The sequence below is a fragment of the Vibrio ouci genome, from assembly GCF_004551525.1.
Taxonomy (GTDB): domain Bacteria; phylum Pseudomonadota; class Gammaproteobacteria; order Enterobacterales; family Vibrionaceae; genus Vibrio; species Vibrio ouci.
In genome coordinates, this window is sequence record NZ_SATR01000164.1 from 1 (window position 1) to 1610 (window position 1610).

Consider the following 1610-nt stretch of genomic DNA (forward strand, 5'->3'; position numbering starts at 1 on the left):
ATCACCACACTTCCAACTAAACGGCTAACAAAGCGTTTAAGACAGATTCCCAACGCCTAGCATTTTTAGTGCTATCGTTGGGTTTTGTGTTTACGGTGGTCTGGTTAAGTTATGTGGTAGCGTTGCTCACTACTTAACGCGGCGTTATGCGACCTAAAGGAAATTGATATTTATGGATAAATTTGGAATGCTGCAAGAGCTTGGTGCGGGTGATTTTCAGCACCTCAATGGCTCATTGGAAGCACACCTAAAAGGTACTGAGAAAATTCTAATTAACTGGGGTAGTAGCGAGTTACTTCAAATCGCAGGTCTCTTTCATGCCGCGTATGGAACAGCGGGTTTCGATGAAAATATGGTGTCGTTAAGCCAGCGCCAAGAAATAGCGCGAATTATTGGTAATGATGAAGAAGCATTGGTTTATTTGTATTGCTCATGCGACCGAGACTATGTATTCCCTCAATTTGGCAAAGTGCTAGAAATCCAATTTAAAGACAGGTTTACTGGTTCAACATTCACACTCGACAATGCAATGGCGAAATTGTTTTGCGAGTTAACCGTCGCTAATGAGCTAGAGCTTGTTTATAGCAGTGAAGAGTTCAAACTTAAATATGGTGCTGAGTTATTTGAACTGTTCCAAGGTATGGACAGTTACTTAAGTCCTGAGGCTAGAAATGCGTACAAATCAGCCTTGTCGAATTTCGCATAACAAGGCGTTCAAGAGGGATTCTCAACGCTTGGCATTTTAAGTTTGAATCGGTTTTAGTGTTTACGGCACAATGGTTTAGGTTAGGTGGTTGGCGTTGTTCACCCCTTAACGCGGCGTTATATGCTCTAGAGGAAATGGATAATTCGATGATCGAGACTGAAAGACTAATACTTAGCCCTGTAACTCCAGAAGATCTTGATATTTATAAGAAGCTTTTGACTTGCGCTGAAACAACAAGATATTTACCGGGTGGAAAGCCTTTTAGCTTGGAGTATATTCAGAATTACGTACCAAGCAAAGTGGCTCACTGGTCGAAAGGCTATGGCACTTTCATTGTTGCGCTAAAAAGTAAGCCATCTCAAAAAATCGGTTATGCTGGCGTCGAGTTAGTTCCTGACTCGAATTTTTCAGATATTAGGTATGCATTACTACCTCAATATCAAGGTAAAGGGTACGCGTTTGAAGCTTCGAAGGCTGTGTTAAATTTCACCTTGGAATCGAGTTTGGTGTCTGAGGTTTATGGTGTAGCGGTAATAGAAAATTTGGCATCAGAAAAACTACTCCGTAAGCTTGGTATGCAAGAATCCGCAGAGCGTTTATACGATAGTGATGACTTGGTTACTCTCTCGACTCAGACACGCATATAACAAACTGTTCAAGAGGGATTCGCAACGCGTGGCATTTTCACTATGCGTTGCGTTTAGTGTTTAAGGTGGTATGCGGCAGCTTCGGTATTGCGTCGCTCACCCCTTAACAGGGCGTTAGGCAAAGGGCACAAAGTTCTTTGTTCTAATCTTCTTGCTCTCTCTGGCCACCTGCTTTTCTTCGTCGGCAATTCTGTATTGTCGGCTCAAATTCTTGAATCTCTCCAACCGTAAAGCATGCCAAGATTTGTGGGTTGCCT

General features: G+C 42.5%; 2 protein-coding genes. Both read left to right on the forward strand.

Annotation, left to right across the window (positions count from 1 at the left end):
• Nucleotides 1-172 precede the first annotated feature (172 nt).
• Nucleotides 173-706 (forward strand): DUF6817 domain-containing protein, encoded by a 534-nt coding sequence (locus tag ELS82_RS24765; RefSeq protein ID WP_039627471.1) that lies wholly within the window; start codon nt 173-175, stop codon nt 704-706.
• A gap of 146 nt (nt 707-852) precedes the next feature.
• The gene (locus ELS82_RS24770) at nt 853-1353 is read left to right on the forward strand and encodes a GNAT family N-acetyltransferase (protein ID WP_080992566.1); all 501 of its coding nucleotides are present in this window, start codon (nt 853-855) and stop codon (nt 1351-1353) included.
• Nucleotides 1354-1610: the final 257 nt, after the last annotated feature.